The organism is Geobacillus sp. G4 (assembly GCF_040327975.1).
Taxonomy (GTDB): Bacteria; Bacillota; Bacilli; order Bacillales; family Anoxybacillaceae; genus Geobacillus; species Geobacillus thermoleovorans.
Map to the genome: position 1 here is coordinate 231,005 of NZ_JBEPJY010000004.1, position 25,458 is coordinate 256,462.

33 protein-coding genes, 1 tRNA gene, 1 pseudogene and 1 riboswitch are annotated in these 25,458 nt (G+C 51.7%); of the genes and pseudogenes, 20 read left to right on the forward strand and 15 right to left on the reverse strand.

The genetic code is table 11. The annotated features are described in order from the left end of the window. Nucleotides 1–154: 154 nt before the first annotated feature. The 8 genes from ABS784_RS07220 to ABS784_RS07255 all read right to left on the reverse strand — a co-directional run bounded on the left by ABS784_RS07220 (nt 155) and on the right by ABS784_RS07255 (nt 9,196). Complete coding sequence (locus ABS784_RS07220) at nt 155–1,726, reverse strand: glycosyltransferase family 4 protein (protein ID WP_352511932.1); 1,572 nt, start codon at nt 1,724–1,726, stop codon at nt 155–157. Nucleotides 1,727–1,728: 2 nt separating this feature from the next. Beyond that, nucleotides 1,729–2,823 (reverse strand): CotS family spore coat protein, encoded by a 1,095-nt coding sequence (locus tag ABS784_RS07225; RefSeq protein WP_014195186.1) that lies wholly within the window; start codon nt 2,821–2,823, stop codon nt 1,729–1,731. 255 nt (nt 2,824–3,078) lie between these two features. Then, a complete protein-coding gene (locus tag ABS784_RS07230) occupies nt 3,079–4,233 on the reverse strand; it encodes a glycosyltransferase family 4 protein (RefSeq protein WP_352511935.1) in 1,155 nt (384 codons plus the stop codon). Beyond that, nucleotides 4,230–5,186 carry an NAD-dependent epimerase/dehydratase family protein gene (locus ABS784_RS07235; RefSeq protein WP_011230340.1) on the reverse strand — a complete coding sequence of 319 codons (957 nt, stop codon included), beginning with the start codon at nt 5,184–5,186 and terminating at the stop codon, nt 4,230–4,232. Before ABS784_RS07235 ends, ABS784_RS07230 begins: the two co-directional genes overlap by 4 nt. Next, on the reverse strand, nt 5,183–6,466 hold the full coding sequence (locus ABS784_RS07240) for a UDP-glucose dehydrogenase family protein (protein WP_011230341.1): 1,284 nt from the start codon (nt 6,464–6,466) through the stop codon (nt 5,183–5,185). The genes ABS784_RS07235 and ABS784_RS07240 overlap by 4 nt, the downstream gene beginning before the upstream one ends. 181 nt (nt 6,467–6,647) lie before the next feature. Beyond that, a complete protein-coding gene (locus ABS784_RS07245; protein WP_011230342.1) occupies nt 6,648–7,730 on the reverse strand; it encodes a glycosyltransferase in 1,083 nt (360 codons plus the stop codon). Between the two features lie 6 nt (nt 7,731–7,736). Beyond that, nucleotides 7,737–8,732, reverse strand: coding sequence for an aminoglycoside phosphotransferase family protein (locus ABS784_RS07250; protein ID WP_011230343.1), 996 nt, complete (start codon nt 8,730–8,732; stop codon nt 7,737–7,739). Between the two features lie 161 nt (nt 8,733–8,893). Continuing rightward, entirely contained in the window at nt 8,894–9,196 is a 303-nt protein-coding gene (locus ABS784_RS07255; protein ID WP_011230344.1) for a hypothetical protein, read from the reverse strand. A gap of 174 nt (nt 9,197–9,370) precedes the next feature. Between ABS784_RS07255 and ABS784_RS07260 the strand changes: the two genes are divergently transcribed. Together ABS784_RS07260 and ABS784_RS07265 are read left to right on the forward strand one after the other, a co-directional pair. Further along, on the forward strand, nt 9,371–9,721 hold the full coding sequence (locus ABS784_RS07260) for a DUF1360 domain-containing protein (RefSeq protein ID WP_011230345.1): 351 nt from the start codon (nt 9,371–9,373) through the stop codon (nt 9,719–9,721). Nucleotides 9,722–9,744: 23 nt separating this feature from the next. Next, nucleotides 9,745–9,879 carry a hypothetical protein gene (locus ABS784_RS07265; RefSeq protein WP_014195190.1) on the forward strand — a complete coding sequence of 45 codons (135 nt, stop codon included), beginning with the start codon at nt 9,745–9,747 and terminating at the stop codon, nt 9,877–9,879. A gap of 155 nt (nt 9,880–10,034) precedes the next feature. Here the strand turns inward: ABS784_RS07265 and ABS784_RS07270 are convergent, their stop codons facing one another. Continuing rightward, nucleotides 10,035–10,799 carry a hypothetical protein gene (locus ABS784_RS07270; RefSeq protein WP_020754296.1) on the reverse strand — a complete coding sequence of 255 codons (765 nt, stop codon included), beginning with the start codon at nt 10,797–10,799 and terminating at the stop codon, nt 10,035–10,037. 101 nt (nt 10,800–10,900) lie between these two features. Next, nucleotides 10,901–11,620, reverse strand: coding sequence for a BMQ_0737 family morphogenetic spore coat protein (locus ABS784_RS07275; RefSeq protein WP_011230348.1), 720 nt, complete (start codon nt 11,618–11,620; stop codon nt 10,901–10,903). A 154-nt stretch (nt 11,621–11,774) separates the two neighbouring features. On the opposite strand from ABS784_RS07275, the gene ABS784_RS07280 reads away from it, so the two are divergent. The 11 genes from ABS784_RS07280 to ABS784_RS07330 all read left to right on the forward strand — a co-directional run bounded on the left by ABS784_RS07280 (nt 11,775) and on the right by ABS784_RS07330 (nt 17,038). Continuing rightward, nucleotides 11,775–12,110 carry a spore coat protein gene (locus ABS784_RS07280; protein WP_014195191.1) on the forward strand — a complete coding sequence of 112 codons (336 nt, stop codon included), beginning with the start codon at nt 11,775–11,777 and terminating at the stop codon, nt 12,108–12,110. 382 nt (nt 12,111–12,492) lie between these two features. Continuing rightward, a complete protein-coding gene (locus ABS784_RS07285; protein ID WP_011230350.1) occupies nt 12,493–12,723 on the forward strand; it encodes a hypothetical protein in 231 nt (76 codons plus the stop codon). Nucleotides 12,724–12,750: 27 nt separating this feature from the next. Next, complete coding sequence (locus ABS784_RS07290) at nt 12,751–12,954, forward strand: phage holin family protein (protein WP_023633985.1); 204 nt, start codon at nt 12,751–12,753, stop codon at nt 12,952–12,954. 158 nt (nt 12,955–13,112) lie between these two features. Further along, nucleotides 13,113–13,319, forward strand: coding sequence for a DUF1657 domain-containing protein (locus ABS784_RS07295; RefSeq protein WP_011230352.1), 207 nt, complete (start codon nt 13,113–13,115; stop codon nt 13,317–13,319). 97 nt (nt 13,320–13,416) lie between these two features. Beyond that, entirely contained in the window at nt 13,417–13,893 is a 477-nt protein-coding gene (locus tag ABS784_RS07300) for a YhcN/YlaJ family sporulation lipoprotein (protein ID WP_011230353.1), read from the forward strand. An 11-nt stretch (nt 13,894–13,904) separates the two neighbouring features. Further along, nucleotides 13,905–14,384, forward strand: coding sequence for a stage V sporulation protein AC (gene spoVAC, locus ABS784_RS07305; RefSeq protein WP_011230354.1), 480 nt, complete (start codon nt 13,905–13,907; stop codon nt 14,382–14,384). Next, complete coding sequence (gene spoVAD, locus ABS784_RS07310; protein ID WP_011230355.1) at nt 14,384–15,397, forward strand: stage V sporulation protein AD; 1,014 nt, start codon at nt 14,384–14,386, stop codon at nt 15,395–15,397. The genes spoVAC and spoVAD overlap by 1 nt, the downstream gene beginning before the upstream one ends. Before the next feature lies 1 nt (nt 15,398). Then, nucleotides 15,399–15,755 (forward strand): stage V sporulation protein AE, encoded by a 357-nt coding sequence (gene spoVAE / locus ABS784_RS07315; RefSeq protein WP_289651979.1) that lies wholly within the window; start codon nt 15,399–15,401, stop codon nt 15,753–15,755. A gap of 12 nt (nt 15,756–15,767) precedes the next feature. Further along, nucleotides 15,768–15,974, forward strand: a complete 207-nt coding sequence (locus tag ABS784_RS07320; RefSeq protein WP_011230357.1) for a DUF1657 domain-containing protein — start codon at nt 15,768–15,770, stop codon at nt 15,972–15,974. 12 nt (nt 15,975–15,986) lie between these two features. Then, nucleotides 15,987–16,847 (forward strand): DUF421 domain-containing protein, encoded by an 861-nt coding sequence (locus tag ABS784_RS07325; RefSeq protein ID WP_013523193.1) that lies wholly within the window; start codon nt 15,987–15,989, stop codon nt 16,845–16,847. A gap of 20 nt (nt 16,848–16,867) precedes the next feature. After that, on the forward strand, nt 16,868–17,038 hold the full coding sequence (locus ABS784_RS07330) for a hypothetical protein (protein ID WP_011230359.1): 171 nt from the start codon (nt 16,868–16,870) through the stop codon (nt 17,036–17,038). Between the two features lie 139 nt (nt 17,039–17,177). Here ABS784_RS07330 and ABS784_RS07335 read toward each other — a convergent pair. Next, nucleotides 17,178–17,510, reverse strand: a pseudogene (locus ABS784_RS07335) (thioredoxin family protein); the annotation flags it as partial. 116 nt (nt 17,511–17,626) lie between these two features. Here ABS784_RS07335 and ABS784_RS07340 point away from each other — a divergent pair. From ABS784_RS07340 to spoVIF, 3 genes are all read left to right on the forward strand, one after another. Next, the gene (locus ABS784_RS07340; RefSeq protein ID WP_352511941.1) at nt 17,627–17,863 is read left to right on the forward strand and encodes a hypothetical protein; all 237 of its coding nucleotides are present in this window, start codon (nt 17,627–17,629) and stop codon (nt 17,861–17,863) included. A gap of 76 nt (nt 17,864–17,939) precedes the next feature. Beyond that, complete coding sequence (locus ABS784_RS07345) at nt 17,940–18,068, forward strand: YjcZ family sporulation protein (RefSeq protein WP_013146038.1); 129 nt, start codon at nt 17,940–17,942, stop codon at nt 18,066–18,068. A 126-nt stretch (nt 18,069–18,194) separates the two neighbouring features. Further along, a complete protein-coding gene (gene spoVIF / locus ABS784_RS07350) occupies nt 18,195–18,452 on the forward strand; it encodes a sporulation-specific transcription regulator SpoVIF (protein ID WP_011230363.1) in 258 nt (85 codons plus the stop codon). A 117-nt stretch (nt 18,453–18,569) separates the two neighbouring features. Here the strand turns inward: spoVIF and ABS784_RS07355 are convergent, their stop codons facing one another. From ABS784_RS07355 to ABS784_RS07365, 3 genes are all read right to left on the reverse strand, one after another. Further along, nucleotides 18,570–19,004, reverse strand: coding sequence for a GNAT family N-acetyltransferase (locus tag ABS784_RS07355; RefSeq protein WP_352511943.1), 435 nt, complete (start codon nt 19,002–19,004; stop codon nt 18,570–18,572). 1 nt (nt 19,005) lies between these two features. Continuing rightward, the gene (locus ABS784_RS07360; RefSeq protein WP_011230365.1) at nt 19,006–19,527 is read right to left on the reverse strand and encodes a YjcG family protein; all 522 of its coding nucleotides are present in this window, start codon (nt 19,525–19,527) and stop codon (nt 19,006–19,008) included. A 98-nt stretch (nt 19,528–19,625) separates the two neighbouring features. Then, nucleotides 19,626–20,354, reverse strand: coding sequence for an alpha/beta hydrolase (locus ABS784_RS07365; protein ID WP_011230366.1), 729 nt, complete (start codon nt 20,352–20,354; stop codon nt 19,626–19,628). A gap of 186 nt (nt 20,355–20,540) precedes the next feature. Beyond that, a riboswitch (SAM riboswitch) is annotated at nt 20,541–20,651 on the forward strand. 201 nt (nt 20,652–20,852) lie between these two features. On the opposite strand from ABS784_RS07365, the gene ABS784_RS07370 reads away from it, so the two are divergent. Both ABS784_RS07370 and metC read left to right on the forward strand, forming a co-directional pair. Beyond that, entirely contained in the window at nt 20,853–21,956 is a 1,104-nt protein-coding gene (locus ABS784_RS07370; protein ID WP_352511946.1) for a methionine biosynthesis PLP-dependent protein, read from the forward strand. Between the two features lie 3 nt (nt 21,957–21,959). After that, the gene (gene metC, locus ABS784_RS07375) at nt 21,960–23,138 is read left to right on the forward strand and encodes a cystathionine beta-lyase (RefSeq protein ID WP_352511947.1); all 1,179 of its coding nucleotides are present in this window, start codon (nt 21,960–21,962) and stop codon (nt 23,136–23,138) included. Between the two features lie 118 nt (nt 23,139–23,256). Here metC and ABS784_RS07380 read toward each other — a convergent pair whose 3' ends face one another. Further along, the gene (locus ABS784_RS07380) at nt 23,257–24,756 is read right to left on the reverse strand and encodes an HD-GYP domain-containing protein (protein WP_352511949.1); all 1,500 of its coding nucleotides are present in this window, start codon (nt 24,754–24,756) and stop codon (nt 23,257–23,259) included. 129 nt (nt 24,757–24,885) lie between these two features. On the opposite strand from ABS784_RS07380, the gene ABS784_RS07385 reads away from it, so the two are divergent. Together ABS784_RS07385 and ABS784_RS07390 are read left to right on the forward strand one after the other, a co-directional pair. Then, the gene (locus ABS784_RS07385; protein ID WP_352511951.1) at nt 24,886–25,104 is read left to right on the forward strand and encodes a hypothetical protein; all 219 of its coding nucleotides are present in this window, start codon (nt 24,886–24,888) and stop codon (nt 25,102–25,104) included. Between the two features lie 121 nt (nt 25,105–25,225). Then, a tRNA-Val gene (locus ABS784_RS07390) sits at nt 25,226–25,298 on the forward strand. The last annotated feature ends 160 nt before the right edge of the window (nt 25,299–25,458 follow it).

The following is a 25,458-nucleotide window of genomic DNA, read 5'->3' on the forward strand; positions in this document are numbered from 1 at the left end:
CGCATTTCCTTGCGTTGAAACGCATCTTTGCCTGAATGCGTTGCGGCGCCAGGAAAGGATGATGAGGGTTTGTTTCCTTCATTTGCTGTGGGAGTGTATTCTCATTTTTATTTTGGATGTCCGTCATTTTCTTCTTGGCGATTTTCGATTCGTGTTAGTGTGAGCTTGCAATCGTAAAATGTTTGGTGTCATGTTTCGCTTGAGCCAATTTGCGGTTCAAATGCGTTTTAGGCGACGCGTCCAGCGTTTGTTGGTTGCCGCTTGCAATGGTAAAAGGTTTTATGTGGCGGCCGGTTTGGGGCTGTTTAGGAGCTGGGGCGCTTTTCGCGAGTTCAGTTCGCTCTGCCGCAGCTTCTTTTTGTTTGGCTGTTTGTTGATGGTCTTCCATTGATATGGCACGCTCTTTTTTGGTTTTTCCCTTTTTCGTTTTGTCGGATGACGCTGCCGCGTTCTTTTTCGAGTGGACTTTTTCTTTTGCATCCGCTTTAGGGGTTGGCCGGTTCAGTTGTTCTGTTGCATCTTCTTTCAGCGGTTCTATTGTCATGCCGGCTGCTTGTTCTTCACTCACTACAGCTTGTTCTGTTTTCTCCGCCTGCTCCCAAACTTCCAATAACTCGGAAGCGACTCGCTCCCAATGATAGATCGAAATCGCAAGCTGCCGGCCTTTTTCTCCCATTCTTCTCATCAATGATTGATCCGATAATATTTGGGCAATCTTGTTGGCAAAATCACTCGGGTCCTCCGGATTTTCTACGATAAGGCCGTTTTCATTGGCGAAAATGACTTCCGGATTGCCGCCTCTCGCGGTCGTTACGATCGGAAGGCCTGCTGCCATGGCCTCATAGTGGACGCGCGCCAACGGTTCCTGCCATTGCGAGGTGCATACAAACAAATCAGCCGCCGCAAACCAATTTTGGATTTCATTCGGTGGGACAAAGCCTGTCGTGACAACGGGGACAGGCATTCGTTTCGCCAGTGCTCTTACATATGCGACATAATCAGTAATGTCATTTTCGCTAAACCAGTTGCTCCCGACAATCACCAGGGCTAAGTTTTTAAATTTTTTTGCCAGCTCCGGCAATGCTAGAATGAGTTTATCGACCCCTTTATTGCGAGACAGCCTTCCGGCGAACAAAATGACCGTTTTGTTTTCCAACCCATGTGCCCGCCGAATGTCGTTGCGTATTTTCTGCATTTTTGGATGATTTCCCGGCAAAAATCGTTCGCTGTCTACTCCAGAATAAATCGTGCGCAATTTTGGCGATGCCTGCGGATATAGACTGCGGATGACATTGCCAATATAATCGCTCACTGTTACGATGTAGGCCACTTCTGCGATGGCCGCCGTTGCTTCTTCTGGATCGATTTTTTCCGGTTGAAACATATCATTGTGCATACTTAACGTCATTTTGGCGTCGGGCGCTGCCTGCCGGATGGGCAGAACAAGGCGGGGGCGGTTAAAGATATGGATGAGATCGAACTTGTTCGCTTCCACATAACGAACAACGTTTTCCCGGTATATTTCAAATATTTTTCCCGGTACGCGCACGTAGCGAACGCCTTGGATGGTTTCTTGCTCGGGAAGCGACGAATCGCTGATGCCTAAAACGGTAATATCATGGAATTGGCTTACATGTGGAAGAATGCCGGAAATATACGTTTGAATGGCTCCGCCGAGTACAGGGGGAACGGGGAGTTTTTCTGTACAAACCATCAAAATCCTCATATTTATCCCACTCCTTTCCAGTCATTTTCGATTTCTGCCAATACAGGCCACTTTGACTGGTCGGTTTCGACAATCGTTTGAATTAACTGTGCTGTTTGTTCATTGAGAAAAATTTCCGGTTCATAGACGACTTCTTTCATATTTTTATAAAATTCGTTTGGCATGGCCAAGTCAATCATCAAAAGCTCGTATAATTCAGGTGTGATTGGATTTGCTTCGTGGTACGCTAGAATCATTTCCCGCACCCATGTTGCATCCCATTTGTATAAATCCGCCATTGTGCCGCTAATGAGTTTTCGTAAATCACGAATCGGAAGGTCAAAGGCAACTCCGTCGAGATCAATAATCCACATTCCGTCCGCGCCCATTTGGCCGTTGGACCAACCGTAGTCTTGGTGAACCAACCCCCAATGAGCCGTTCCTTGCTTGACGAATTCAACATAGCTGGATTGCAGGAATCGTTCCATGCCTTTTCGCGCCTGTTCTTCAAATCGGTCAACTACCTCTAATAATGGTGGGCTTGCCGGCATTTCAGGGTAGTATTTGGCAATGTTCCGAAACCAGCTCATTTTCGTAATCATTTTTTCATAGTTTTTTGGCCATTTGTGCAGCCGCGAAGCCATTTCCGCCTGTTTTGGGGGGACATACCCTTTGCTTAGCCGATGGAATTCACCAAGGGCATAACAAAGCTTTCTTGCTCCTTCCAAATCCTTTGTAACTGGCGTCAACGGTTCAATCCATTCCGCCACAAACCATAGTTTTCCTCCTGCCTCGACATAACTTTTTCCATCCTTTGTTTTTACAATTGGCGGCACTCTTGCCTTGCGCACTTCCACTAAATATTCTTGTGCTCCTAGGCTGAATAGGCTCCTTGTCGGCCTCCGGTGCAGCAGCTTCAAACTTTTCGGGCCTGATTTCGTTTCGAGCTTCCAAATCGCTCCTCCCTTGTCCGGTTTTGTCGTAACGATTTGCATGTTTTGAACGGATAAATCGTAGTTTTTCAGCACTTCCTCTGCCAGCTGGATGATATACTCAGGGATAAAAAATTCATGGGTCGTTTCATCGACGAGCCATGGTTCAATAACGATGTCTTTCATGCTATCCCTCCTGTCAGGTATTTGGGAATGGACGAAGTGAAATATGTGTGATTGCTACTAGGATATGTATGGAGAACGAAATTGGACTGGGTAAGCTCATTAAATAGAGGATATTTCCCGAAGCCTCTGCAGTTTGACGAACTGGGGGGCGGCGAAAGTGTGACGAGTGGGGATAGATGCACAAGGAGCGGCATGGTTGATTTCATCGGAGAAAGAGAAAAAGGCTGTCCCGAAAACATTTCTCTTAGACAGCCCTTATTGGTTTGGGGAAAGAGAGGAACATGCTTCGATATAAACCGTTTCAAACCGCTTGGCCACATGGTGGAATTGAAATTGCTGTTCAACGAGCGTTCTTGCCTTTTTCGCCATGGTTTCCGCTTCATGTTTGTTCACAAGCATGTAATCAATCGCTTCAAAAAAAGCGTGCGGGTTTTGGTAGTCATCGATGACAAAGCCGGTTTCGCCGTGGCGGACGATTTCGGTGTTGCCGCCGCGGTTGGTTGTCACGACCGGAATGCCGGCGGCCATCGCTTCGTAATGAACGCGGGCGAGCGGCTCGTGCCATTGCGAGCTGCATACAAACACATCGGCCATTAAGAGCAGTTTGGGGATATGACTGTGCGGAACGTAATTCGTAAACAGAACGCGATCGGCCATCGGCGCCGCGAGCTCATGAAGCCAGTCGATGTATTCGCTTCGGCCGGTGTCGCCGAACCATTTTCCGCCGACGATGACAAGCGCTGCCTCGGGATGGCGGATCAAAAGGGATGGCAGGCATTGAATCAGCAAATGCGGTCCTTTTGTTTTGCTGAGTCGGCCGAGAAAGAGAACGACTTTTTTATCGGTGAGTCCGTACGCTTCGCGTTCCGCTTGGCGGCTGCGCCTGCCTTCTTCCGTCCAAACGGGGATGTATTGGGAAGCATCGACTCCGGAATAAACGACTTTTACTTTCTGAGGATCGATTGGGTAACGGTTTGTCACCGTCCGTTTGATGTATTCACTGACGGCGGTCAGCAAGGTGCAGGCGTCTAGCGCCCGCTTCGCCTGTTCTGCTGTAATTTTCAGCGGGGAAAACATGTCGTTATGCAGGCTTAGCACAAAGGCGCTTTGCGGAGCCGCCGCTTGGTAATCGATGAGCGGAACAGGACGATTGAAGACGTGGACGACATCGAATTTGTGCGCGGCCAACGCACGTGCCACATCCGTTTCATACGTGGCTTTTGGAAAACGGATGTAGCGGATGTCTCCGTCTGTCTCTTCAGGCGGCAAAAGCGGATCAGCGATTGAAAAAATCGTCAGTTCGTGGCGTCGGGCGATCAATGGAGCAATCCCATCGATCATCATTTGAATGGCCCCGCCCCGCACTGCCGGGGCGGGCAGCTTTTCCGTGCAGACATAGGCGATTTTCATGAATGCTCACCCTCATACAGCGAACGGATGTATTCGATCTCTTTTTGTAGGCCGCCCTCAAGCGTTACAACCGGCTTGTACCCGAGCAGCCGCTCCGCTTTTGCCAAGTCGGCCCACGTTTGTTTCGGCTCTCCGCGGGCGGAGGGGGTATACTGAATGATCGCTTGTTTTCCCGTCAGCGTTTCCAGCAGACGGATCACCTCATTGACCGATGCTCGTTCTTTTCCGCCGATATTGATCGTTTCTCCAATGACGCCATCCCGCTCGAGCGCGGCGATCGTTCCATCAACGCAGTCAGAAATATAGGTGAAATCGCGCGATTGTGTTCCGTCGCCGAACACGGTGAGCGGTTGTCCAGCGAGCAGCTGGCGGATGAAGCGGTGAAACGACATGTCCGGGCGCTGGCGCGGGCCATAGACGGTGAAATAGCGCAAAATGACGATCGGTACGGCGAACTCGCGAAAATAGACGCGGCATAAATGTTCGCCGGTGAGCTTCGTAATGCCATATGGGGAGAGCGGGGCCGGTTCAAGCGTTTCCGACAACGGGCCGCTCCGCTCGCCGTAGACGGATGAGGTCGAAGCGTAGATGAACCGTTTGAGTGGCCGGTCTTTGCATGCCTCAAGCAACCGCTGGGTAGTGGAAATGTTGTGTGCAGCATAGGCGGCAAACTCCGTCCCCCAGCTCGTTCGCACACCGGGCATGCCGGCTAAGTGGTAGACCGCTTCGACGTTTTGCAGCAAGGACGGCAAATCGGCTGTCAACAAATCCAGCTCAAGAAAGGTAAACCGTGGATGAGACTGCAAATGGGCAATGTTCTTCGCTTTTAGCGGCGCCGGCGTCGGTCCGAGAAAGCCGTCGACGCCAATCACATGATGCTCGTCGTTTTCCAGCAGTTTTTCGCATAAATGGGAGCCGATAAATCCGGCCGCACCGGTGACGAGAATGTTCACGGGCGCCCCACCCCCATGTAGCGCAAACCGCTTTGTTCGACTGCATGGCGATCCAAACAGTTTCGACCGTCAAACACGAGCGTCCCATTCATCGCCGCTTTCACTTGCCCCCAGTCAAGCGTGCGGAATTCGTCCCAATCGGTGGCGATGACCAAGCCATCCGCCCCTTGGATCGCTTCGTGCACCGACTGGACTTGTGTGACGCGGGTAAGCGGCTCCGAGAGCGTTGCCTTCGGGTCGTAGGCGGCAACCGTACAGCCGTTTTCACTCAATCGGCGGATGAGCGCTTCAGCGGGGGAAAAACGCGTATCGTCTGTATTCGGCTTGAAGGAGATGCCAAGCACGGCAATCTTTTTGTCCGTCAATGGGGCAAGTTGCTCATTGAGTTTTTGGAAGCAAACGTCAAGCTGGGTGGCGTTGATGGTCTGCACCGCCTTCAGCAAATGCGGCTCCACTTGGCGCGAACGCGCCGCATGTTCGAGCGCTTTGATATCTTTTGGAAAGCAAGATCCTCCATAGCCGAGGCCGGCCCGCAAAAAGTGTGGGCCGATGCGCGGGTCGAGGCCGATCCCGCGGGCGATGTCATTGACATCGACGGCAAACGCGTCACAGATGCGCGCCATTTCGTTAATAAAGGAAATTTTGGTCGCCAAAAACGCGTTGGCGGCGTATTTGATCAGTTCCGCGCCGGTCAGGCTCGTTGTGAGGTAAGGGGCGTTGATGCCGGCATACACCGCCTGCATGACGGCAAGCGATTGGTCATCATCCGGTTCGAGTCCGACGACGATTTTGTCTGGGTGAAACATATCGTAGACAGCCGACCCTTCCCGCAAAAACTCTGGGTTGGATACGATTCGGAACAACTGCGGTTTCACTCCTTTGCGGATAAGCTCGGCACGCATCCATTCATTCGTCCCCGGCGGGACAGTGCTTTTCGTGACGATCGTTTTGTACGATTTGATCGTCGTTGCCAAGCGGTCGAGCACCGCTTCAATATAGCGCAAATCGGTGCCGCCGTCGGGCCGCGGCGGGGTGCCGACACAAATGACAACGACGGCCGCCCGTTTGATATCATCCCAGCGGCCGCTGAACGTCAAATAATTATCATTTTTGGCAATCAATTCTTCGAGCCCTGGCTCATAAAACGGAACTTCCCCGTTATTGAGCAGGCGGATTTTCCGTTCATCATGATCAATGCAATGCACTTCATGCCCAAGTTCAGCAAGGACGGCAGCGGTGGTTAGTCCGACGTAGCCAGCGCCAATGATGCAGATGTTCATGCTAATAGGCCTCCTTCGTGAAATCTCCGGCTTTTATAGCGTATTAACGGACAAGTGTGGTTTGCTACATGGCAAGCGCCTAAAACGCTGGAAATGGTGCGGCCTATTTTCGTCGGACAACCTTTCTACTGTTTGGAAAGGAAAGGGGAAGAATTGAGCATCAAAAAAAACCAGGTGACAGTTACCTGGTTTTTTTGATGAATTCATCATACAGCCGCTCCTGCACCTTGATTTGTTTCGTGATATCAAACCGCTGTTCAATCACTTTGCGCGCTTTTTTCGTGAAGGATGGAATTCGTTCCGGATGTTCCAGAAAAAAGCGAATGCCGTTCGCTAGCTCAAGATCGTCTCTTTCTGGTGCGAGATAGCCGGTGCGTTTGTGTTCGATCAATTCGGGGATGCCGGCGTGATTCGTTGAGACGACCGGCAGCCCGCTTGCCATCGCCTCTTTCAACACGTTGGGGATGCCTTCGATGTCTCCATCAGAAGCGGTCTCGCTCGCCAAGCAAAATAGATGGGCGCGTTCCATTTCGCGGGCGATTGAAGCGGCATCCATGGCACCCAGCAGGTCGACAAACGGATCGAGCTTCAGCTCGCTGACAAGCCGGCGGATGTTTTCTTCCTCTTTGCCGCTGCCGATGATGCGGAGGCGGCAGCGCGGATGAACTGCATGCACGCGCCAAAAGGCGCGCACGAGCGTTAAAAACCCTTTTTTCTCGACGAGCCGGCCGATCGAGAGAATGATGATGTCTCCGTTTGCAGGAATCGTCCGTTCCCGGTACGGAAATAAATCGAGCTCGATGCCGCCGTAGAGAACTTGAATTTTTTTCGGCGGAAAGCCTAGCGTGATCAGTTCATTGGCAAGGTAGCGGCAGACAGGAAGAAAGAGCGCCCCATGCTGTTTGAGCAAATTGTACCGTTTTTGATTGCGCCGCAAACTTTGATGCTTCGCCGATCCATCGCGGCCGCGGATGCTGACGACAAGCGGAATGCGATGGGCGATGCAAAGCGGAAGAATTTCGACGGCATGCTTTCCATGGTGAGCGTGAATGGCGACAATATTTTGTTCTTTGGCGAAGCGGCCGAAATCGTCGATGTCGTTGAGGCGGTAATAGTTGATGAGAGGAAACGGATGGATGCCGTCATCAGCGAATGACCCGATCATGATCGGGCGGTATTTTTTTAAATGAACCATTTGGTTGTAAATAAAACGTTGATTGATTTTCATTTTTTCATGAAGAAAGTGGGCGATCGTTTGTTTCATTTTTCTCTATCCCTCGCTTTTGAAAAAATCGGACAAGAATGCGAATTTTTTTGTTTCCTGTTCGGCGAGGCGGGTGAGCAAGTCCAAGGACGATGGGCTGTGCAACGCTTGCTTTTGTTTTTCACGGCCGACCGCTTCGCTGTAAAACACGTGAGGAAACATAGCATCAGCGACATAGACGCTCTTGTACGGAGCGTACAGCGGGCAAATGGAGAAATAAAGGTCAAATAGCAGCTTCGTTCGCTTTACCGCATCGTTTTTCGGGTTTTTCATCAATGAAACAAGCAGAAAGCGAAAATCATCAAGCGGGAGGCCATAGTAGGCGCGGTCAAAGTCAATCATCATGACTTCGTGGTTTTCCGCCAATAAAAGGTTGTTGCTGTTGTAATCCCCGTGGCAAATGGCCTTTCGTTCTTTCGCTGTGCGGCAAAAATCAGCTAGATTGCTTTTTTCAAGCCATGCATAACTTTGATTAGCGATCCGGGCCATCTGTTCCATTATATGAGAAAGAGTGTCACCATGATCGATGGCCTTTGCCTGCTCCTCTAACTGTGCTGCTTTTTGCCGATGTGCGCTCAGCACGTCTTTTGGCTCCGGAAACGATGAAGGGCAGGGGCCGATCCAATCGGCAAACAGACTGTGAGCATGAAAGCGGGCGAGCCCTTCGATCCGTTGTTGGAAAGAGGGCTTCGTTCCGCTTGGGACGATGTAGTCCATCAAATAGTAGTAATGGCCTTTTCGGTGGATGTAATATTGGTCTGTTTTCGTTTGGAAGATTTTTGGGACATGAAATCCTTCTTGGTACAGCTTTGAATGAAGCAAAATCGGAAAATTCGTTTTGTCTTCGCTCAGCCGTTTCAGCACGTACCGTTCCCTCGTTTTTTTGTTTCGCACAAGCCATACTTTGTCGTTTTTCAGTTCCTTCATGATATCGACTTCAGTTCCAGTCAGGTCGTAACTGCTTAAAATGTCAAACAACAAGCGAGATCGTTTCGAAGCCAAGATCAGTTCCTCCTAGCATCTATTGTCGATTAGTAAAAGTGTATGTAATACGAGAAGCGAATGTATAGACAAGCGCACTAGTCAATGAGAAAACGGCGCCGCCAAAAAAATAAGCGCCGACCGCGCTGGTTGGCGTCAGCCGGCTGTGCCTTCTTTTCTAGCTATTCTTCCTCTTCATCTGTGTCGGCGGATGGAGCTGGCCTCATGGAGGCAGGGAGATCGATTGAGGTGATCGTGGCAGCATCGATCGTAAGCGAGCGCCCCCCCTCTTTATAAAAGCGGTCAACCAATAGCGAGACGCTGTTCGTCCGCGGCTCGAAGCCGAGAAAAAGCGCATTGTAATGCGTCTCGTTGGTGGTGTGCACGTTAACCTCAGTGTTGAGTGGAAGCGCGGCCAGCTGTTCGTAAAGAGCACGGGGAAGGCGGGGGCGGGTTGGGCGTCGGTTGAAAAAGACATGGTACATCGCGTCGCCTCCTTTCTAGTCTCTTGTGTTAAAAACCTATACTCCATCATATGATTGGCGTAGGAGAGCGTTTGGGTAAACGTCTGTACCAAAGAGAATTCGCTAGCTGCCAAATGGGAACGACAGAAGGCAATCGGTTTTTTGCGGTCATAATCATGGAAAGGGGAGGGGAGCATGGACGATCCGTTTTCATTTGTCCTTCTTTGTTTAGCCAGCTTTCGCCTGACACGGCTCATCGTATATGACGCGATCACCGCCTGGATTCGCCGTCCCTTTCACGAATGGACGGAGCAGGAGCTTCCGGACGGAAGCAAACAAGTGTTTCTTTCTTTCAAGGGAGGCGGGCTGCGTCGCTGGTTTGGCGAACTGCTGAGCTGCTACTGGTGCACGGGGATCTGGTGTGCGGCGTTTTGTTATATTGGCCTAATGCTTTGGCCGAATGTTTTTGAGCCGCTCATTATGCTTCTAGCGATTGCCGGCGGGGCGGCGATCATGGAGACGATCGTTAGTAAATGGTTGTCGTAAGGAGAAAGGCGGCTATTGAGGTCATGACACAGCCAATGAGGGATGCCGGCGGGCGTCGTTTTGGTCAAAAAATGGACAGCGAATCGCTGATGCTGGTTGGGCAACGTTCGCTGAAGGAATGGCCGGCGGTGTGGATGGAAGTCGTCGTCAGCCGGTGATGCAAAAACAGCCGCGCAGCTTGTCGGGATGACGTTGATGGAAGGAAACGTCCAACTCCTATTGTTTGAAATAGGAAATAGCGGAGCCGGCTCAAAACGGCCGGCCCAAACAGCAGGTGCGCCGCTGGTCGGCATGAAGGCGGAAAACGAGCGGGTCACCATTGAATGGCAATATGGTTGGCGGCAGGAACGCCCTTTGGCAGTTCTGCGCAATACACGAATCCATCAACCGTCAATGAGCGGGCATTGCTGGACGGGGGAACAGTGATTTCGAACTGGGAAAAGCGCCGCTCCTCGCTTGGTTCAAGCGGGGCGTCATAAAGCGGGGCAAGCCAGTATTCCCCGCTTTGCCGCACTTTTTCCCGCCAGTTTTCGTGGGTGAACATCCAGCTTTCCGCGCTATTGGAGATCAGCGTTTCCTGCTCGGCCCGTCCGCTGTTTGGCAAAACAATTTTCCCGCTGAGCACCGCCGTTTTTGGAGGCGAAAGGCGGAGACAGACAATCAAATGGTGAAGCGGCGCTGTTCCGTGATTGCGAATGATGAAATCGCCGATGATGGTCAGCTCCTCCTCATCAAGATGCGTCGGAACGACGACAGAATAGTGAAACAACGCTGACACGGCAGCAGCTCGTTCAAACGCTGGTGTCTGTGTCTCTTTTGAGGTGTTATATCGCGTTTCTTCCAGTGCAATTTCACACAACAGAAGCTGGCGTTCCAAGGCGGCGATTTTTTTCTTGTACGTTTCAACGTTGGTTGTTTCTGCTTCACGCAGCTTCTCTTTCAAATAGGCGCTGCGCATTTTTTCCTTGGCCAACTCGGCCTCCAGTTGCTGCACTTGTTGCCGGCATGAGGCTGCTTCTGACCGGTAGTGGATGATTTGCTGCTGCAGACGGAGGTGTTGGTCGTTTTTGTTTTTCATACGGTTTCCACCCCTTCCATTCTCATCTTATGTATCCATTGCGGGTGCATGCCATATAAAAAAGGCTGTTGTTGGAACAACAGCCTGAACGGTGCAGGACGCTACATGGCCGGGAATACGTCCGGGCATTGCGGCGGGAATTTGGTTGTCGGGCAAAGCACGGCTTCGGCCAATTCTTCGCGCGGTTGGCAGAAACGAGCTTCGACTTCGATTTTGACATCAGCTTCCACTTGGACTTCAAGGCATAAGGTGATGGAAACATCAAGTTGTGCAAAGTTGTCTGTGCAGACTAGGCTCGTGTCGCATTCGAAGAACGAAATATGGCAGTTGAGCTGCGTGCCTTCTGGGGCGCACAAGATGAACGTTTGTGCTGTAGCGAACGGAATTGGTTTCGATTGGCAAATGACCGTGCCGGCTGGGCTGACAATTTGCACGACGACATGCCCTTTGATGAGCGCTTTGACTTTTTGCAGCGTCACCGTTTCCCCAGAAGGAAGGGTGACGTTTACGGACTGCCGGCCGTTTGGCTGCGTAATTTCCTGGCAAATCAATGCGTCCTGGTCAACGACCGAGTCGATCGGGTTTCCGTCGGCGTCTGTCAGGAAGCAGCGGATCGTCAAGTGTTGCGGGTTTGTATGTTGCGCTCCCAAAAAATCGCAAATCGTTCCTTCCCGCTGGCAGTGGTCCATCGGGAAAATCGCTTCCAAATCCTCGCCGCTGAAGCTTCGCAATGGCACATCGACTTGCCGCGTCACCCAGTCGTAAATTTTGCGCGTTCTGATGCATACTCTTTCTGTATCGCGACGGTGATGATGACCCATTTTCTTCGTTCCTCCTATCGTTCAGTTGTTCCCCAACGCCTGGTGGTTTGGGACTACTGTATACTATGGAACGGCTTAGGTAAATGTGTTGGGACAGATGCGGATTTTTTGCTGGTGGGTGCAGACAACGATGAATCAAAGGAGGAGATGTCGAATGATGAAAGACAAACATGGGGCGATGAATGAAGAGAGAAGGGGGACAGGTGAACAGCGGCTTGCTGAGCGAATGGCTGAACTGGAGCGCCGGCTGAAAGAGGTGGAAGCCGAAAACATTGTGTTAAAGGAACTGGCTTACCAAAGCGCCAAGCGCTACGAGCAGCTCAAACAGCTGGCGAAGGAAAATGACGAGCTTCGCCGCCAGCTGCTGCAATCGCCATGGAGCGAAAAAACGGGCAAGGCAGATGAGGACGAACGGCCGGACAGCTGGTTTTTCCGCACACTGAGGCAAGAAAATGCCATCATGCCACACCCGGAGCGAAACGAAAAATGAGAGGCACCCTTGGCTCGCCAAGCCATACAATAGCAGTAGCCGCTCGCTTTTTCTCTCGCCGTTAGACATTGTTTGTTTTTATGCCGTTTCGATTAGAGACGAATGGTACGGAAATGGACTTGAACATAAATTGGTTGATCGGCGAGGGCTACACTTTTTCGGGATGGAGGGATGAGGAATGAAGAAGCCTACTCCGTCGAAACCGGTGACAAGGGTGCTTTCTTCGACAACGCAGCCTGTGCGGCGTCCGAGCGGATGCGGATGCGGTCGGCCAGCCGTCATCAAGAAGAAATAACGGAAATCTGTGAGAGATGCCTATACTTCGCTTCGCCTCCTTGCATAGTCTAACAGTGCAACTAGGCGAAAGGAAGGAGGGAAGGGCATGTCGGATCGGAAAAAAGCGAAAGTGATTCATGTCGATAAATTGATCATTCATGCCGATGACATCGTCATTATGCCGCGCGGCCGCATCCGCGATCCATGGTTGTTCCCGCACCGCGATGATACGGAAATGGAAGCCGTTGAAGATGTGCGGGACCGGGATAAGGAAGAACATGGTGAAGGAGGCCATGATCGAAACGAAGGAGAACGGAGACCGTTCTCGTGGATCTAGCCATAAAGCAAATGGGGGACGCAAACGGTGGAGCGTTTTAAAAATTACGGGCTTTGGCTCGGGATCGGATCGTTTGTTGTACTGGCGCTGGAGACGTTTGGCGTCGACATCGACCTTGGCAAGTATGAACAGTTGTATCATGCGTTGTTAAGCATTTTGGTGATGGCCGGTATTTTAAACAACCCGTCGCTCGGCCGCGGTTATTCCGACAAAGTTGATGACAAGTCGTAAACCGTATGGGCGCCTGCAGAAGGCGCCCTTTTCGTGCCCGGAAAGGCTGGAAAGGCGGCAGAACGTTTTGCAGAAAATGACAATTATAATTTGGCGGCGAAAAACCATTCTAAACATTGTCACCACCCATCTTACACCATATAAGGAGGACATGAATCATGACGGTTGCAACACAAGTGAAACAAACATTGGCGGGGTTAAAATCGGCTCAAGCGAGCTTCGAAACGTTTGCTTTGCAAACCGAAAACCAAGCCGCGAAACAGCTTTACCAACAAGCTGCCCAACAAACGCAGGCGGTCATTGATTTGGTGAACTCGCGCATGCAAGAAATTCAAAACGAAGAGCCACAATATAAACAACAATAACCTTCGCAGAAGCGAATGGGATGGTTTAGGCGGAAAGGTTGGCACAGCACGCCAACCTTTCCCGACTTGGCGGAAATACATAAAAACGAATGGGTTGATGAAGATGAAAAAATGGTGGTTGGCGGCCGTCGTTGCGATGATCGCGGTCGGCGGCTGCGCCAAAGAAGAAACGGAACAAAAGCAATCGCTGCAAGGGGCAAACCTGCTGAGAACCCAAACGTCCGGGACGGCGAAACATGCGGAGCTGAACCAAGGTCCGGCCGAGCGGGCGGCCAGCTATTTGCGCGGGCGCGACGATGTTCGGGACGTGGTGGCGGTCAACAGCGGGGATCGGTTGCTCATTGCTTATCAAATTCCCCATATGAAGCGGTGGAGTCGAAAACAAATTGAGAAAGACATTGACCAAAAACTGCGCGACCTGTTTCCTGGCTATGACGTTGTTTCCTCGAGCGATTTGAAAATTTTTTGGAAGACGAAGGAATTAAAAGCTAACATGGACAATCGACGCTGGGATGAACGAAAAGTCAATCGGGAAATCAGGCGCATTGAAAAGCTAAGCAAAGAGCAAACATAAGAGGTGTCATTATGGCGAATGAAAAACGGAAAAAGCTGACCCCGGTTCAGCAGGAATATCATTTATTCGAAAAAGAGCGGGAAACGAAGCGCCCTATCGTTCGCAACTGTGTTTGCGCGTTTCTCGTTGGCGGAATCATTTGCGTGATTGGACAGGCGATCTCTTATTTTTACATGTATTTTTTTGACTTTACCGAGCAAACGGCAGGCAATCCGACGGTGGCGACGATGGTCTTTTTGTCGATGATTTTAACTGGGCTTGGCGTTTATGACCGGATCGCCCAATTCGCTGGGGCGGGAAGCGCCGTGCCGGTGACAGGGTTTGGCAACGCCGTCATCTCGGCGGCGATTGAGCACCGGACGGAAGGATTTGTGTTAGGCGTCGGCTCGAACATGTTCAAGCTCGCCGGATCGGTCATCTTGTTCGGTACGTTTGCCGCCTTTGTTATCGCCCTTGTCAAAACGATTGCGACCCAGTGGGGGGGATTGTAATGCTGAAAGGGCACCGCACATGGGTGTTTGCGAACAAGCCGGCAATCATCGCAACAGCGGCGGTCGGCGGGCCGTTTGAGGCAAACGGCCGCCTCGCGGAAGACTTTGATCTTCTTCACGAAGATTTATGGCTCGGAGAGGAGTCGTACGAGAAGGCGCACCGCGTGCTCATGGAGGAAGCAGCGTTTCAGGCGATGGAAAAAGCCGGCCTAGAGAAAGAAAAAGTGCAATTTCTCATCGCCGGCGACTTGATCAACCAAATGACCCCGACAAGCTTTGCTGCCCGAACGCTCGGCATGCCGTATCTCGGTGTTTTTGGCGCCTGTTCCACTTCGATGGAAGGGCTGGCGCTAAGCGCTTTTATTACCAACTACGGCGGGGCAGATTATATATTAACCGGAGCCTCAAGCCACAACGCTGCCGTCGAAAAACAGTTTCGTTACCCGACGGAATACGGCGGGCAAAAGCCGCCGACGGCGCAGTGGACAGTAACGGGAGCTGGCGTGGCGATCGTCAGCCCGAAAGGGGACGGGCCGCGCGTGACCGCGGCGACGATCGGCCGCGTTGTGGATATGGGGCTTGCCGACCCGTTCAACATGGGTGGAGCGATGGCGCCGGCGGCGGTCGATACGATTGAGGCGCATTTGCGCGACATGCAAATCGATGCATCGTATTACGATTTGATCGTCACCGGCGATCTAGGGCGAATCGGACGCCAAGTCTCCCTTGACTTGCTGCGTCAGCACGGCATTGACATCGATGAAGAGCGCTACCAAGATTGCGGACTGCTCATTTACCGCGATGGGCAGCCGGTTTTGTCCGGCGCAAGTGGGGCGGCTTGTTCCGCCGTTGTCGTTTACGGGCATCTCATCAAACGGATGCGGCGCGGCGAGCTGAAGCGCATTTTGGCAGTCGCGACAGGAGCGCTATTGTCGCCGCTATCGTTCCAGCAAAACGAGACGATTCCATGCATCGCCCACGCGGTGGCGATCGAGTATGGAGGTGAGGCGTAGCGTGTTGGCTATGTTTTTTTGGGCGTTTGTCGTCGGCGGGCTGATTTGCGTGATCGGGCAAATTTTGATGGATGTGTTTAAACTGACACCTGCGCATACGTTGACGATTCTCGTCGTCGTCGGGGCGATTTTGGATGGATTCGGTTTGTATGAGCCACTCATTGATTTTGCCGGCGCCGGGGCGACGATTCCGATTACAAGCTTCGGCAATGCGCTCGTCCACGGCGCGATGCAAGAAGCAGAAAAACACGGCATTGTCGGCGTGTTGACCGGCATGTTTGAAGTGACGAGCGCCGGCATCTCCGCGGCGATCGTCTTTGGGTTTATCGGGGCGCTCTTGTTCCGCCCGAAAGGATAGGAGGGATCTTCCATGACCGTTGCTTCGCAGGTGAAACAAACGTTGGCGAGCTTAAAAGGCATTCACGCTGGGCTGCAACAGCTGGCGCTCACTTCCCAGGATGAAACGGCGCAACGGACGTTTCATGAAGCGATGCTTGCGACAGAGGAGATCATCGCGGACATCAAAGACCGGATCGGCCGGCTCGAGTTCGAAGAGCCGCAATACCACGGAAAGTAAGGAGCATGATCGATGCCTATATGGTTAGAAACCGCCATTCGTTCGATTTGCATTTTAATCGGGTTGTTTGTGATCACCCGCATTCTCGGCAAAAAGCAATTATCAAAATTGTCGTTTTTTGAATACATCGTCGGCATTACCGTCGGCGATATCGCTGGAACGATGTCGGTCGATTTAGGAATTTCGTTGCAAGAAGGCATCACCAGCATTTTGATTTGGTCGCTGTTTCCAGTGGCTGTCGCTCGACTCTCGCTGCGCAACAAGAAATTTCGCGATTTTGTCGAGGGCAACTCCACGGTTTTTATTAAAAACGGCAAAATTTTAGAGGAAAATTTGAAACGGGAGAAATATACGGTTGACGAGCTGCTCGAACAGCTGCGCAAAAAAGATGTGTTTCGCGTCGCCGACGTCGAGTTTGCGGTGCTTGAGCCGAACGGCGACTTGAACGTGTTGCTGAAGCGGGAAAAGCAGCCGCTCACCGTCGGCGACGTGTTCCCAAACCCGCCGCGGGAAAAAGAGCCGCAAACGGTCATCATGGACGGCATGATTTTGGATGAGCCGCTCGCTACGATGGGGCTTGGCCGCGGCTGGCTGAAGGAACAGCTTGACAAACAAGGAGTGGCGATTGAAAATGTGTTTCTCGCCCAAGTCGATTCATACGGACAGCTGACGATCGATTTGTACGATGATAAGATCCAAATTGCCGAGCCGCAGGAGAAAAAGCTGCTCTTGGCCGCGATGAAAAAAGTGCAGGCTGATCTGGAGCTGTATGCGTTGCAGACGAATTCCGAAGAGGCGAAGGCGCTGTATGAACGAAACGCCGCAAAAATGGCAGAGCTTGTGCAAAAAGTCGAACCGCTCTTGCGAAACTGATGACACAGGAGGAAAAGACGATGGAAGACAAACGGATAAAAACGACGGATGAGGAAATTCAAGTCCAATTGAAACCAAACGACCGCTCCGAGCGGACGCGGACGACCGATGAGGAAATTTCGATTGAATTGATGTTTGACAGCCCGCAGCTGACGCGCCAGCCGAAAGACTACGACGAAATTGAATATTGACGGCTTCCGTTTCCACAATCGGCGATCCATAAGGAGCTGTCTGTTCATTCGCATGGCTGTCCGAGAAGGAAAGCTTCCTTCTCGGACAGCCTCTTTTTGTTGCCCTTCTTCTCTGGCGAGGCAAGGATGCCGCCCCGTCTTACTCCGGCAGGGACTGCAAAAAGGCGCGCACTTCTTCCGGCGTTTTCGCATCGGCGCTATGCAGATGAGCAATTTTTTTTCCGTTGCGGAAGACAAGCAGGCTCGGGATGCCAAGTACCTGGTATTTCTCGCCAAGTTCCGAAAACTGGTCACGGTCGATTTCAAACCAATCATATTGTCTATAGTCGCGAACGATGTCATCGATGAACATATTGAGGCGCACGCAGTCCGGACACCAAGTTGTGTAAAACTTGATGATCGTTGGTTTATCACCGGAAATGACCGCCTCGAATTGCTCAACTGTTTCAATTTGTCTCACATTCGTTCCCTCCCTTTCATGTTGCCGTTCATCTTTACTTTACCATATGGCAAGGTAAAAAAAGAACGGTGATGCCTTCACCACGGGCAGCCGTTTTTGCATACAACAGTAAGAAAGGGGGGAAACGTGTGAGCAAAGAGCTGGAAAAGGCGCTCGAAGGTTGGGTTGCGTCGCGCAAAGAAGGGCATGAAACGTTCATCCGCCTGTTTGAACAATGGGGAAAAGACTTCGACAAGCAGCTGCAAGAAATCGAAAAATTGAACAATGGGTTTCTAAAAAGTGTGCAAGGCAACTTAGACTACATCGAGCAATGGTTTGCGAAGAAGGAGCGGGAATTTGCCGGGCTGTTCCGCCGATTTAGATGACAAAATGGCGTTTGCGCCCATACGCCTCGCTAAGCCGGTGAATACGATACAGTAAACGGAGAAGGAGGTGCACATTATGATGGGCTTCTGCGGTTATGGTTATCCTTACGGCTACGGCTATGGCGGTGGCTATGGCGGTGGCTTTGTGCTGATTGTCGTGTTGTTCATTTTGTTGATTATTGTCGGCGCGGCATTTGTCGCCTAACGGAAAAAGCGAAAGGGGTACGGGCCGTTTCGGCGCCACGGAGCGGCTCGTATTTTTCTTTCCCTAATTTGATGCACGCCGAGGCGGGAGCATCATACGATATAGCAGGGAGAAGGAGGCGGAACGATGGATCAGCAATTTTTTAAAAACATCGAAAAGAAAACAGGTGTCAATATGAAAGACGTTTTTGAGCTCGCCAACTCGCTGCAAAACGCCAATTTCAGCGATGAAAAAACGGTGCGCCAAGTGGTGAAGCGGGTGGCGCAAATTGCCAACCGGAAAGTGCCAAAAGAACTTGAGGATCAAATCGTCAAGGCGATCGTCCATAACGGCAAGCAAATTGATTTCAATACGATCGCCAATATGCTGAACAACAAAAAGTAAGCAAAAGGGAGCTTGCGTGCGCACAGCTCCCTTTTGCTCTGCTTGGCTCAGGAGAGCGAAACGATGTTCGATGATCCCAAGCCTTGGATCAGTGTAGACGAGGCTGTTCTATGGCCATCATTCGAGCGATTTCACCATCGTGACATGTGGGATGCCGGCGTCCATAAAGACGCCGGAGACGGTCGTATAGCCGAGCTTTTGGTAAAACGGTTCTGCGTGCGTCTGGGCGTTCAGTTTCGCCGTTTTCGCCCCTTTTGTTTTCGCCAGCTGTTCGATCGCTTCCATCACCATCCGTCCGGCGCCGCGGCCGCGGTAGGACGGCAGGACGCAAATGCGCTCGATTTTGCCGACGCCTTCGTCAATGAAACGGAGTCGCCCAGCACCCACCGGTGTTTGGCCATCATACAGGACGAGGTGGAACGAGTCGTCCTCGAATGTGTCGATTTCCTCGTCTTCCGGCACGTTTTGCTCCTCAATGAATACGAGCCGGCGGACGCGCAAGGCGTCTTCGTACAAAGCGCGATCTTGCGTTGTGCCAATCGCAATGTTCATCTCAGACCGTTTCCTTTCCTCCGACGATAAACGTTTCATAGACGGTCCACGAGCCGTTTTCCAGCTGATAGAGAAGATGGAAGCGGTCGACGGTCTCCTCGAAGTGCACATCTTGCAGCTTCAGCTGGCTGTAGACGTCCGCATATTCTGCGCCCGGCAAATCGCGGCCGATCGTAATGTGAGGCACGAACACAAACTCCGGCTTTCCGGCGAACAAGCCGCTGTGCAGTTGTTCATGAAGGCGCTCGAGCACGTCGTTTGGTTCCACCTTCAAATAAATGATGTTGCTTGTCGGGTAAAACGAGCTGAATTTCGTCACTTTGATCGGAATGGGAGGTGTTTCCGCCGCAATGCGGCGCAACTCTTTCGCCATTTTTTTTATTTGCTCCTCATCCGCTTCAAATGGGTATTTCAGCGTAATATGCGGCGGGATGAGGGCGTAATGGCTGTCGTACCGTTTCCGGTACGAGTTGGCGAAGTCCTGAATCCGTTTTGGCGGAAAGATCACAATGCCGTACTTCATTTTGTTTTCCCTCCTTGAACCAGTTCTTTTTCCATGCACAGGAAACGCACGGAATGGATGCGGCGGCTTCGACATCTTTGAAGTTGCTCCGTTTTGTCCTATAATGATAAAACAGCGGCTACGGCCCGGGGTACATCCGGCTGCCAATACGTCCACGCATGGCCGCCTTCGAACTCATGGTACGTATAAGCAAACCGTTTTTCCATAAACAAGTCCCGCGCCATTCGATTCGGGGTGATAAAATCGCGCACATGGCCATCCGTCGTTTTCACCGCTGTTTCCTCTGTGCCAACAGAATGGTAAAGCGAAAGGAGCGATGGATCGCGGAATGAGCGGATGCGCGCCAATACCGAGTCATCGATATAGGGGGACTGCATGGCGATTTTCCCAAATGTATGCGGATACAACAACCCGGCTAGAAGCGACACCGTTCCGCCGAGCGAATCGCCGATCAGCGCCCGGCCTTTGCCCATTTGGTATGTCGGCAGTTCGCGGTCCAAAAACGGGACGAGCTCATGGGCTAAAAAACGAAGGTATGCTTCGTGCTTTCGTCCTTCCGGGTGGTATTTCTCGTAGCGGTCGTTGACGTTCCGATACGGGATGCCGACGACGATCGTCCGGTCGATTGTTCCTTCTTCCATCAGCGTTTCGATGACGGTTTTCATTTTTCCATACATAAAATAATCTTTGCCGTCTTGCGCGATTAATAAAGAATATTTGTAAAGCGGCGAAAAATTGCTTGGCAAGTAGATGAGCAGTTCGATTTCTTCTTGCAGCTCTCCGCTGTACAACTTGCAGTCGCGCATCGTTCCTGTTGCTGTCGCCATGACCATCCTCCATGAAAGCGTAAGTTCATCTGTTATTGTAACATATTTGCACCAAAAGATGTTAATGAACGGCTCGAATTTTTTGTGAATTTGCCGAATGGTGCCATTGATAAAAAAATGACTTGCAAAAACGGGGGGAATGCGCTACATTTTTTATTAAATTAGAAAAATTGAATACGCGTCTCATTCTTATCAAGAGAAGCGGAGGGAACTGGCCCAATGAAGCTTCAGCAACCAGCCGCCCGGCGGCCAGGTGCTAAATCCAGCGAATTGAGCATTCAATTCGGCAGATAAGAAGAAGCATGACCATGTGCGTATGGAAAAGTCTTCTTCTTAGAAGACTTTTTTTATTTACTCAAGCGGCCGCTTCCATCAACCGCGAGGCGGTTTCGGACGAAGGCGCTCGGCCGCTGCCCGAGAGACAGCGGCGCTTCGTTTGGCGCCAAGCGGTCGGCCGTTGACCCATGATGGAATTTTCAGCAGAAGGAGAGAGATGAGATGGAGAAACTGGAGACGTTGTTAGCGCAAATTGGCAACCGGAGCGAAACGGCGACGGGGACGGTCAACCCGCCTGTTTATTTTTCCACCGCTTACCGCCATGCCGGCATCGGAGAGTCGACCGGGTTTGACTACATCCGCACCGGCAACCCGACGCGCAAAATCGTCGAAGAAGCGATCGCGAAGCTTGAAGGCGGCGACCAAGGCTACGCGTTCAGCTCCGGCATGGCCGCCATTCAGACAGTGCTCGCCTTGTTTGAGAGCGGAGATGAGTTTCTCGTATCGGCCGACCTGTACGGCGGCACGTACCGCCTGTTTGAGCGCGGCTGGCGCAAGTACGGTCTTGGGTTCCATTACGTCGATTTTACCGATCTTGCTGCTGTAGAGGAAAAAATTGCGGAAAAAACAAAAGCCATCTTTTTGGAAACGCCAACGAATCCGCTCATGCACGAGACGGATATCTCTGCGGTCGCCGAGCTCGCCAAGCGGCACGGGCTTTTGTTGATCGTTGACAACACGTTTTATACACCGGTGCTTCAACGCCCGATCGAACAGGGCGCCGATATTGTCATCCACAGCGCCACGAAATATTTAGGCGGCCATAACGACGTCTTGGCCGGTCTTGTCGTCGCCAAGGGCGAGGAGCTCTGTCAACGCCTGGCCGAGTATCAGAACGCCATCGGCGCTGTTTTGTCGCCGTTTGATTCGTGGTTGCTGATCCGCGGGATGAAAACGCTGGCGCTAAGGATGCGCCAACATGAAGAAAACGCGAAGCGAGTGAGCGCCTTTTTGCGCGAACATGAAGATGTCACCGATGTGTTGTATCCGGGAAGAGGCGGGATGCTGTCGTTCCGGATTGCCGATGAAAAGTGGGTGAACGGGTTTTTAAAAAGCTTGCGCCTCATTACATTCGCGGAAAGCTTAGGCGGAGTCGAAAGCTTTATTACGTACCCAGCGACGCAGACGCATGCGGACATTCCTGAGGAAATCCGCATCCAAAACGGTATTTGCAACCGGCTGCTCCGTTTCTCGGTCGGCATTGAGCACGCTGACGATTTGATCGCCGACTTGGCGCAGGCATTGAAAAACATGAAAGAGGTGTAAGCGATGGAACAGGAATGGTCGTTTTCGACGAAACTGCTCCATAACGAATGGAAAGTCGACCGCGCAACCGGGGCGGTGAGCGTGCCGATCCAGCACGCCTCCACGTTCCATCAGTTCGATTTCGATTCATTCGGCAAATACGACTACAGCCGCTCCAGCAACCCGACGCGCGAGGCGCTTGAGGAAACGATCGCGGCGTTAGAAGGCGGCGTGCGCGGATTCGCCTTCGCTTCTGGCATGGCCGCCATTTCGACGGCGTTTTTGCTCTTGTCCAGAGGCGACCACGTCCTCGTGACGGAAGACGTTTACGGCGGCACGTACCGGATGATCACCGAAGTATTGAGCCGCTTTGGCATTGAGTATACGTTTGTCGATATGACCGATTTGCGCGCCGTCGCCGAAAACATCCGACCGAACACGAAAGTCATTTACATGGAAACGCCGTCCAATCCGCTCTTAAAAGTGACCGATATTCGGAGTGTTGTCAAGCTGGCGAAAGCGCATGGCTGCCTAACGTTTCTTGACAATACGTTTATGACGCCGGCGCTGCAGCGGCCGCTTGATCTTGGCGTCGACGTCGTCCTACACAGCGCAACGAAATTTTTAGCCGGCCATAGCGACGTCGTCGCCGGGCTGGCGGTCGTGAAAGACGAGGAATTGGGAAAAGAATTGTACAAACTGCAAAACGCCTTTGGCGCCGTCCTCGGCGTGCAAGATGCGTGGCTTGTGCTGCGGGGGATCAAAACGCTTCATGTCCGGCTGAAACAATCGTCCGAATCCGCCCTGGCCATCGCTGAGTATTTGGCGCGCCATCCGAAAGTGGAAGATGTGTATTATCCGGGGCTTTCGCACCACCCAGGCCATGACATCCAGCGCCAACAGGCGGCCGGGTTTGGCGCCGTCTTGTCGTTCCGCCTTGCCGATGAAGAATCGGCCCGGACGTTCGTGCAAAACGTCCGCCTGCCCGTGTTCGCCGTCAGCCTTGGGGCGGTCGAGTCAATTTTATCGCACCCGGCGAAAATGTCGCATGCGGCCATGCCGAAAGACGAGCGACTCCGCCGCGGCATTACCGACGGCTTGCTGCGGCTGAGCGTCGGACTGGAGGATGTCAACGATTTGATCGCCGATTTTGAGCAGGCGTTGTCGTTTGTGAAAGAGCGGCCGTCCGTCCCATCCACCTAGCAAGGCGCCGCACGGTATGCCCCTTGCGACGGGGGCGTACCGTTTGCACTGTTTGAAAGGAAGAAAGATGCAGCCTGAACCGTGCTTCGTGCCAGAAAGAAGGTTTGGACAGCGCTGATTAGGAAACCGCTGTAGAAGAAGGCAAAAGTTGTTGTTCTACATATTGCAAAAACACATCGACAATTTCTTCATCCCATTGAGTTCCTTTTCCATTCTTTAAAATGTCGGCCGCTTGGCGAATATCCATGCCTTTTCGGTACGGGCGGTCCGAAGTCATGGCATCAAACGCATCCGCGACGGCAATAATCTTTCCGAATAATGGAATCTCGTCACCTGCTAAGCCATCTGGATATCCCTTGCCATCGATGCGTTCGTGATGGGAGCGAATGCCGGGCAAAAGCGGTTCGATCGGTTCGATCGGCCTGACTTCTCGCAAAATGGCTTCCCCAAGGGCAGGGTGTTTTTTGATCCAGGCAAATTCGTCATCGCTTAGCTTTCCCACTTTAAGCAAAATGGCGTCCGGAACGCCGATCTTTCCGATATCATGCAGTAGAGCGGAACGATACAAGGCATCAAGCTGTTCATTCGGAAGGGAAAGCTTTTCCCCAATCGCGAGTGCGTAACGGGCCACGCGCAGCGAGTGCCCAGCTGTATAAGGATCGCGGGCGTCAAGCGCCGCTGTCAGGACAGTGATGAAACTGTTAAGCAGTTCTTTGTTCGTTCGGTCGCGGCGATGCACAGCATCGATCATATGGTTGAATCCGCGAAGCAAATAGGCAAATTCATCGGTATACACATTGTGGGCGACGGGGGTGTATGTTTCGTTTTCCGCCTGTTTCATATGCGCTACAAGCACACTGACGGGTTCATTGATCTCATTGACCAATAAGCGGGTCAAAAAAACGGAGAAGGCGGTCGAAAACAGCAAAATCACGGCTGCCCAGGGCCAATACGACCAATGGGATGCACTCGGTCCGGCGAGCGACCATTTGATTTCCGTCGCTAAGCTGAACAGCAGAACAGGAAATATCCCACTGAACAAGACCGTCAGTTGCAATTTTGTTTTGAGTGACACGGGAAGCGGCGGATGCCTTTCATCGATCCTGCCAGCCTTCGTAAGCAAATGCGCCATCAGCGGCCGGCAAGTTTTCGTTGTCAAGAAAAATTCAATCAACGCATGGAGCGACGCGATCAAAATGGCGCCGATAAAGGCGTACAAGATATATCGATACGGAAGGGATAGGACATGGTGATGGATGCATAAAGCCGTCAGCCCCATGCCGGGAATCGACAACCCGAACAAATGCGGACCTAAAATGCGGCGCACCGCCAATATCGGCAAGCGGCGTGTTTGTTCCAGGGCCTTTGCGGCCAATCTCTCGTCCGGCTGTTTGACGGCAAAAAAACGGCGAATCGGCGCCAAGTCACGGCGAAAAACGATCCACTCGGCCGCTCCCATGACCATTGTCGACAGCAACAAAATCCCTACCAGCCACTTTCCCTCCTGAAAGGAAATGCGGAGCGTCGTCAGCATTAATGTCGCACCAACGATGCCGACAGCGATGGCCGATCCAGTAATGTAATGGCGCAGCAGCTGGTGTACGAATGAACGATACATGTTTTTCCGCCTTTCTTCTAAGACTATGGGCTTATTTCTAATATACTGATTCTCGTTTGATAGAACAATCAGAATGTAATAGAAAAATGCGCTGCCCCGCTGTAAGATTTCTTCCTCCGTGTTGGTTATTTGTCCTATCTGTGTGCCAATAACAGATTCGACTTCGCCGCCTCGCTTGGCCTTGATTGTTACGTCATCTCGACCGCCAGCCTACAGCTTGACACCGACTTGATCGAAACAGCGGCCTTCGCTAAACAGCAACGCCGCCGCATCATCACACAGTACGAATCCGCCCGCCGCCGGTATACCCCGCTTTTGCTCGAGTCGTTCGATCACGGGTTGTTCTGATCGAGGACGGCACGAGCTTCCCCTTTTTCACAGTGAACACTTATTTTTTAAAAAATAGTTGACAACTTGTATTTCCGTTATATATAATTAAAAATGTGTTCAACAGCGAACAACAACATATGATTCCGTAGCTCAGCTGGGAGAGCGCCACCTTGACAGGGTGGAGGTCGCTGGTTCGAGCCCAGTCGGAATCATCAAGTGAAATCCCTTGAGCTGCAAGGCTTAAAGGGATTTTTTTGTTTATGTTGTCGTTTTTATTTGAATTTTTTGGTTATATGGGGGAGACTATGTTTAGCGAAAAAATTTACGAAGAAGTCGATAGTTCTATAAAAAAGATTTGGTTGGAAGATATCA